Source organism: Myxococcus llanfairpwllgwyngyllgogerychwyrndrobwllllantysiliogogogochensis (assembly GCF_006636215.1).
Taxonomy (GTDB): domain Bacteria; phylum Myxococcota; class Myxococcia; order Myxococcales; family Myxococcaceae; genus Myxococcus; species Myxococcus llanfairpwllgwyngyllgogerychwyrndrobwllllantysiliogogogochensis.
This window is the reverse complement of the sequence record NZ_VIFM01000409.1, coordinates 1-7,302: the sequence shown is the minus strand read 5'-3', so window position 1 is coordinate 7,302 and position 7,302 is coordinate 1. Positions and strand designations below refer to the sequence as shown.

Below are 7,302 nucleotides of genomic sequence, written 5' to 3'. Positions count from 1 at the left end.
GGCGCGGGGGCGGTGCGGGGTGAATTGACGCGGGCGTGCGCGGCGGCGTTCGGGTGTGCCAAGCGCGTGCGCACGGAGACGGCCATCGGCCGCGCGGCGACGTCCATGGCGTCCGCGGCGGTGCAACTGGCCAGCAAGGTGTTCGACGGCTTGAAGGGCAAGACGGTGCTGGTCGTGGGAGCGGGGGAGATGGGAGAGCTGGCGGCGCGCCATCTGCAGCAGGCGGGCGCGACGAAGCTGTTCATCACCAACCGGACGTTGGCTCGCGCGGAGGCGCTGGCGACGGAGGTGGGTGGGGTGGCGCGTCCCTTCGAGGAGCTGTTCACGCTCCTGGGAGCCGCGGACGTGGTGGTGTGCAGCACCGCGTCGCCCGTGCCCCTCTTCACGCGGGAGAACGTGAGCGCGGTGGGCAAGGGGCGCAAGGGCCGGCCGCTGTTCATGGTGGACCTGGCGGTGCCTCGAGACATCGACCCGGGGGTGGGCACGCTGGACTGGGTGCACGCCTACGACGTGGACGACATCCAGAAGTTCGTCGCGGACAACGCGGCCGCGCGCGCCGAGGAGGCGCACAAGGCGGGCGTGCTGGTGGCGCAGGAGGTGGCTCGCTTCGTCAAGGAGCGCGCGCTGCGCGAGGGCATGCCCGTGCTCGCGAGGCTGCGTCAGCGCGCGGAGGCGATTGCCCGCACGGAAGTGGAGCGCACGTTGACGGCGTTGGGTGACGGGCTGACGGACAAGCAGCGCAAGAGCATCGAGGCCATGGGGCGCGCCATCGTGAACAAGCTGTTGCATGAGCCCACCTCGCGACTGCGTGCCGTGGGACCGGAGGGCGAAGGCAACCGGTTGGCGGGTGCCGCCGCGGAGCTGTTCGGCCTGCTGGAGGCGGAGCTCGAGGCGGCGGACGCGGCTTCTTCCTCCCTGGCCCCTGTCCCACAACAGGTCGCCACGGGGGCGAAGCGATGAAGTCCGTGCGCATCGCCACCCGACAGAGTCCGCTGGCGCTCTGGCAAGCGCGACATGTGGGAGCGCTCCTGGCCGCGCATCATCCCGGCCTGGAGGTGTCCTTCGTGGAGATGACCACCGCGGGAGACCGCTTCCTGTCCGCGCCGCTGTCCGCGGTGGGCGGCAAAGGCCTGTTCGTGAAGGAAATCGAGCAGGCGCTCATCGACGGTCGCGCCGACCTCGCGGTGCACAGCCTGAAGGACATGACGTCCGAGCTGCCGGAGGGCCTGGTGCTCGCGGCGGTGCCGACGCGCGAGGACCCTCGCGATGCCTTCTGCGGCCTGGAGGGACAGACGTTGGACTCGCTGCCTCAGGGCGCGCGCGTGGGCACGTCGTCGCTGCGTCGCAGCTGCATCCTGCGCTCGCGTCGGCCGGACCTCGAAATCGTCAGCCTGCGTGGCAACGTGCAGACGCGTTTGCAGAAGACGAAGGAGCTGGGGCTCGCGGGCGCGGTGCTGGCGTACGCGGGACTCAAGCGTCTGGGCCTGGAGGGTGTCATCACCCAGGTGTTGTCCACCGAGGTGAGCCTGCCCGCGGTGGGGCAGGGCGTGCTCGCCATCCAGTGCAGGGGGGACGACGCGCGGGTGTGTGGGCTGCTTGCCCCGCTGGAGGACGCGACGACTCGCGTGGCGGTGACGGCCGAGCGCGCGCTGCTGGCGAAGCTCGAGGGAGGGTGCACCGTGCCGCTGGCGGGGCACGCCACGGTGTCAGAGGGCATGGTGCACCTGCGCGGACTCGTGGGCCGGCCGGATGGCGCACGCGTGGTGCGGGGCGAGGTCCGTGGGCCCGTGGCACAGGCGCGGGAGCTGGGCGAGGCGCTGGCCGAGGACCTGCTGTCGCAGGGCGCGGCGGACATCCTGCGTGATTTCGCTCGCCGCCCGGACGCACGGCCCTAGACTGTCGCCCGCGTGGAACGGCGACTGGAAGGCATCCGAGTCTTGGTGACGCGCCCGCGTGAGCGGGCCGAGGAGCTGTGTTTTCTCCTGGAGGACGAGGGCGCGGAGGTGCTCAGCCTCCCGCTGCTGGAGTTGCGTCCTCCGGAGGACCCTCGGCCGCTGGCGTCCGCCGCCGAGCACATCCAGCGCTATCGCTGGGTGGTGTTCGCGAGTCCCTCCTCGGTGGACGCGCTGATGGATGCGCTGCGCGAGGCGGGCACGGCGCAGCGGCTCACCCGCGTGAAGCTGGCGGCGGTGGGGCCTCGCACGGCGCGCGCCGTGAGAGGTTATGGCCTGGACGTCGCCGCGGAGCCGGATGAGGGGACAGGGGAAGCGCTCTTCGAGGTACTCAAGGACGCGCTCCAGTCGGGTGACGAGGTGTTGTTGCCCGCGGCGGAAGAGGGACGGCGCGAGCTCGAGGATGCATTGCGAGACGCGGGCGTGCTCGTCACCCGCGTGACGGCCTATCGCTCTCTTCCAGCGGAGCTTTCGCCAGAGGCGCTGGAGCTGCTCGCCGGGTCACCGCCGGACGTCGCGGTGTTCGCCTCGCCGCGCACTGTCGAGGCCTTCCTGGACGCGGCGGGTCGCGAGCGGCTGGGGCCCGCGCGAGTGGTGGCGATTGGCCCCACCACGGCGTCCGCACTGGAGCAACTCGGTCTGCCTGCCACCGCCGTCGCGGAGAAGCCCACGCCCGAGGCGCTGGTGGATGCCACGGTCCGCGCGGTGCGCGGGTAGCTCACGGAAGTTGGCCTCGGCTGTCGCGGAGCGACCTCGGCCCGAGTCGTGGGTGGATGCCACGGTCCGAGCGGTACACGGGTCGCTCACGGGATTCGGCCTCGGCTGTCGCGGAGCGTTCTCGGTCCGAGTCGAGGGTGGATGCCACGGTCCGAGCGGTGCTCGGGTCGCTCACGGGATTCGGCCTCGGCTGTCGCGGAGCGTTCTCGGTCCGAGTCGTGGGTGGATGCCACGGTCCGAGCGGTGCTCGGGTCGCTCACGGGATTCGGCCTCGGCTGTCGCGGAGCGTTCTCGGTCCGAGTCGTGGGTGGATGCCACGGTCCGCGCTGTGTGCGGGTATCCCAGGGGATTCGGCCTTGCCGGTCGCGGGAGGCGGCCCCGCTTGAGTCACGGGTGTGAGCCTCCGCGCCGTTCGCGGGTAGACTGTCCTTCCCGTCGACGTCCGGGCGAATGCGTACCCGGGGATGGTCGACGTGGAGGGGTCTTCGATGATTCGGGGTTCGCAGCGGAGCGCCGTCGTACTCGGGTTGTTGTTGTCCGTCACCGCGGCGGCGCAACAGGTGTTGGAATACAAGGACCTGGGCCACCGGGTGCTCAGCACCCCCGCGGACCCCTTCGTCTTCTACGTGGACGGCCGCCAGGCCCAGCCCGCGGGCAATGACCTCAACCTGGTGGTGGCCGCCAGCCGCGCGGCGGCCCAGACGTGGCAGGTGAGCTGCTCGTGGCCAACCTTCTCCTTCCCCCAGGACGGTGGCGTGGCCACGACGGGCTCGCCCATGGCGAACGTCAATGACCCCACCGACCGCTTCAACGTGGTGCCCGTCTGGGTGACGAGCGCGAGCGACCCGCGCTACACGGACACGCTCAATGGCGGGGACAGGCCCTCCGCCGCGCGTCCGCTGACCTTCAGCGGCTACGTGTACCAGTGCGACATCTTCCTCAACGCCGTGGACTTCACCTGGTCCACGCTGACGCCCACGCCCGCGGGCCAATACGACATCCAGAGTGTGCTGACGCACGAGATTGGCCACTGCCTGGGCCTGGGCGACTCCTTCGAGGCCATTGGCGCGGTGATGTTCTTCGACATCCCGAGGGGAGAGAGCCGACGCCAGCTCGCGGACTACGACAGGACGGCGCTGTGCCGCTTCTATCCAAAGACGGGCGCCGTCGGTTCGCCCTGTGACACCACCGCGTGCACCACCGGCCTGACGTGTGTCACCGCTCCGTCCACCGTTTCTGGCGCGGACCTCAAGGTCTGTGCGAAGGGCTGCTTCGGCAGTACCTCCGGCGAGTGTCCGGCCCCCTATGTCTGTCGCGAGTCCACGGCGGTCTCCGGATACACCCGGGCCTGTCTGCCGGCCCTGCCTGACGGAGTCACCCCCGTGGGGCGCGAGTGCACGCCTGGCCCGAGAAGCTGCGGCAACACGAATGGTGACTGCATCGCTCCGGTGGCCCCTCCGTCTGGCAACGGCGAGTTCGACCGGTGGGACAATGGATACTGCACGGAGACGTGCAGCGGCTCCGGTTCGTGCCCCGCGGGCTCGGAGTGCTCCAACGTGGCTGGGCAGGGCTCCATCTGTCTCAAGGACTGTACGCCCGGTGGCAGTGACTGCCGCCCTGGCTATACCTGTGAGACCCGGCCCGAGGGCGACCTCTGTGTCCCCGGCTGCTATGGCGACCTGGACTGTGACAGCAACTCCGTCTGCCGGACGTGTGACCGTGTCTGTGTTCCAAAGCAGACGGCGGGCAAGCAGGTGGGCGATGCGTGCGCGGCGAACGCCGAGTGCGGCACCAACCAATACTGCCTCTTCGCGGAAGGGGGCACGCAGGGCGTGTGCGCGCAGCAGTGCTCCGTCTCGGCGTGCGCCTGCCCGGGTGGGACGTCGTGCCAGGTGGTGAACAAGGACGGTGAGCGAGCCTGCGTCCGAGCGTGCTCCACCAGCTCGTGTCCCTCGACGCTGCGGTGTGGCGCGGTGGAGCAGGGGAGCTCCGCCTGCCTGCCTGTCTGTCTTTCCAACCAGGACTGCGCGCCCAACATGCTCTGTGCATCTGGGGGCACCTGTTACGATCCGCTGGCGCGGCCCGACGCCGGCCCGTGCACGCTGTGCAACGATGGTGGCACCCAGCCGCCACCGCCCGTGGACGCGGGGCCTCCCCAGGGCAGCGTCCATGGTCCGGATGGCTGTGGTTGTACAGGTGCTCCTGTCTCGGCCGCGGCGTTCCTGGGTGGATTGGTCCTGCTGCTGCTGGTGGCGGGAAGGAGACGGACTTGGCACAAGCAGTGAGCGGCTCTGGCAACCCTCCCGCACGGAGCCGGGATGACTTCACCACGCTCTTCGTGCTGGAGGCGTTGGTGGGGCAGGGGCTGCTGACGGCCCAGCAGGCCCAGGAAATCCTTGCGAAGGAGGGGGCCGCGCGAGCGCGAGTCCTCAAGGCGCAGACGGCCGCGAGTGGCAAGGAGGCCGCGCGCTACGACGTGTCGCCGGTGGAGGTGGTGGCGGCCTTCCAGGTGCCCCTGGCCAGTGGCCGGGGCGTGCTGGACGAGGACCGCGTCACGGAGGCCGCCGCGCGCGCCGCGGGCATCGCCTACCGGAAGATCGACCCGCTCAAGCTGGACATGACGCTGGCCACGCGAACGGTGTCCCGGCCGTATGCGCAGAAGCACGTGTTGCTTCCGCTGGAGCGTACGGCGCAGGGGCGGTTGTTGGTGGCGGTGGCCAACCCGTTCGACCGGGAGCTGTTCGAGAGCTTCCATCGCCTCACCAGTCTCCCGGTGGAGCCGGTGCTGAGCTCGAAGGCGGACATCCTCAAGTCCATCTCCGACATCTACGGCTTCAAGAAGACGCTGGCCCGCGCGGCGGATGACTTCAGCGTGGCGGCGGGAGGGGGGCAGCTCTCCAACTTCGAGCAGCTCGTGTCGCTCAGCGGCACGCAGGAGTTGGAGGCGTCGGACCGGCCCGTGGTGCAGGCGGTGGACTATCTGCTGCGCTATGCCTTCGACAACCGCGCTTCGGATATCCACATCGAGCCCAAGCGGGCCACCAGTGTGGTTCGGTTGCGCATCGACGGTGTGTTGCACCCGGTGTACTCGTTGCCGGCGCAGGTGCATCCGCCGATTGTGTCGCGCGTGAAGATGCTCTCGCGCATCGACATCTCCGAGAAGCGCAAGCCCCAGGACGGGCGTATCAAGACGGAGCGGGACGGGCGTGAGGTGGAGTTGCGTGTCAGCACGCTGCCCACGGCCTTTGGCGAGAAGGTGGTCATCCGCATCTTCGACCCGGAGACGCTGGTGCAGGACATCGCCCAGCTCGGGTTCGAGCCGGACGAGAAGAGCTCCTTCGAGTCGTGGATTGACCAGCCCCACGGCCTCATCCTCGTCACGGGGCCGACGGGCAGTGGCAAGACGACGACGCTCTACTCGGCGCTCAAGGCGCTCGCGGGCCCGGACGTCAACGTCACCACGATTGAAGACCCCATCGAGATGGTGTGGGACGCCTTCAATCAGGTGCAGGTGCAGCCCAAGCTGGGGCTCGATTTCGCGAGCGCGCTGCGCCACATCCTGCGTCAGGACCCGGACGTCATCATGGTGGGTGAGATTCGTGACCAGGAGACGGCGGAGAACGCCATCCAGTCCGCGCTCACCGGACACCTCGTCCTTTCCACGTTGCACACCAACGACGCGCTGGGCGCCGTGGCGCGCATGAGGGATTTGGGCGTCCCGTCGTTCCTCCTGGCACAGAGCTTGTTGGGCGTCATGGCCCAGCGTCTGCTGCGGCGCGTGTGCAGTCATTGCGCGGAGGAGGCGACGCTGACTCCAGATGAGCTCCTCGCGCTCCAGGCTCCGCTGCCCTTGTTGCCGGGTGGGGTGCGCCTCCTGAAGGGCGCGGGCTGCGTGCGCTGCCGAGGCACCGGCTACGTGGGCCGCACGGGCGTCTTCGAAATCGTCACCACGAATGGGGAGCTGCGCGAGCAGATTTCACGCGAGGCTCCCTACGAGAAGCTGGTGGAAGTGGCTCGGCGCGGAGGCATGCGCACGCTGCGCGAGGCCGCCGTGCGCAAGCTGGCTCAAGGGCTTACGGCTTTCGACGAAGTGGTGCGCATGACGTCGGCGTGAGGCGGGACGTGGACAGGCCTCCCGCCGGAAAGGTGGGGGCCTGCAATCACCCGGTGTCAGGCGGGGCAGGTGAAGCGCGCGTGCCTGTGATTGAAGGTGGGGCAACGCCGCCTTGAATCAAGAACGAGAAATCCGCAGCTGCTGAGTTTGCATGGAATGGCATGCCCAACGACAGTCATCGCCATTGCAAGAGTGCCCGTTCGGTATTCGCTGGTCGCTGAACTGTGGCTCGGTGATATGCAGATGGGCGAGTTCGCTGCTCTGTGTCAGGCGCAAGAAACCACTCGGGCTGCATGATGAGTGGCACGGCACGCGACGAGATTGGCCTGAGATGGCCTCAAGATTGATGACACTTATCGACGTCGAACGCCTCACCGGTGCTGGCAAAAAAACTACACCGGCAAATATGGCTTGAGCCGCAGGTGTTACCCCTCTGAGGGAAGGAGGAACGCCATGGCTCGGACGACGGCTCGCCCTGTTGCAACTCGGGAGGTGCGACTCGACAGCGAGCGTCGGCGC

5 protein-coding genes are annotated in these 7,302 nt (G+C 68.9%); all 5 read left to right on the top strand.

From position 1 onward, the window contains the following. Positions 1-960 (top strand): glutamyl-tRNA reductase (gene hemA, locus FJV41_RS47005; protein ID WP_141649151.1); only part of this gene is annotated, 960 nt, incomplete at its 5' end. After that, positions 957-1,895 (top strand): hydroxymethylbilane synthase, encoded by a 939-nt coding sequence (gene hemC, locus FJV41_RS47000; RefSeq protein WP_141649150.1) that lies wholly within the window; start codon positions 957-959, stop codon positions 1,893-1,895. The genes hemA and hemC, both read left to right, overlap by 4 nt. A gap of 42 nt (positions 1,896-1,937) precedes the next feature. Further along, complete coding sequence (locus FJV41_RS46995) at positions 1,938-2,669, top strand: uroporphyrinogen-III synthase (protein ID WP_217446157.1); 732 nt, start codon at positions 1,938-1,940, stop codon at positions 2,667-2,669. 488 nt (positions 2,670-3,157) lie between these two features. Continuing rightward, positions 3,158-4,954, top strand: a complete 1,797-nt coding sequence (locus FJV41_RS46990; protein WP_141649148.1) for a zinc metalloprotease — start codon at positions 3,158-3,160, stop codon at positions 4,952-4,954. Then, the gene (locus tag FJV41_RS46985) at positions 4,939-6,783 is read left to right on the top strand and encodes a GspE/PulE family protein (protein ID WP_217441818.1); all 1,845 of its coding nucleotides are present in this window, start codon (positions 4,939-4,941) and stop codon (positions 6,781-6,783) included. Before FJV41_RS46990 ends, FJV41_RS46985 begins: the two co-directional genes overlap by 16 nt. Positions 6,784-7,302 lie beyond the last annotated feature (519 nt).